A 343-nucleotide genomic window follows, 5' to 3' on the forward strand; every position below is an offset into this window, starting at 1 on the left:
TAAACACCTGGTCGCGTTCAACTACGGCGGGCTGCGCATCACCGGCGGCCAAAGCGCCAATCCTGACGTTTTGGCGGAGGAAATCGTATACCGCATTGGCAAGGCACACCATGAAGAGGAAGCGCGGCAAGGCACTCACTGGGTACCGTCAGCGTCAGCTAACGACGCGCTATCGCCGGTCCAATCCTAGGCATTCAGTCTCGGAAAATCATGGTGCCCCCTCAACAATCGAGCAAGAGCCAGTGGTGCTCTCGGCCTCCACGAAAGCAGGCAATTTCAGAGAACGGCAAGATAACTCTCTTTCCCTTGAGTGAAATTTCCTAGAAAATCCTGAGCGCTTGTG

General features: G+C 55.1%; 1 pseudogene. It reads left to right on the forward strand.

The annotated features are described in order from the left end of the window. A pseudogene (locus M5B99_RS29890) lies at positions 1-190 on the forward strand (hypothetical protein); the annotation flags it as partial. Between the last annotated feature and the right edge of the window lie 153 nt (positions 191-343).

Origin of the sequence: Pseudomonas sp. MWU13-2100, assembly GCF_023242365.1 — a bacterium.
GTDB lineage: Bacteria > Pseudomonadota > Gammaproteobacteria > Pseudomonadales > Pseudomonadaceae > Aquipseudomonas.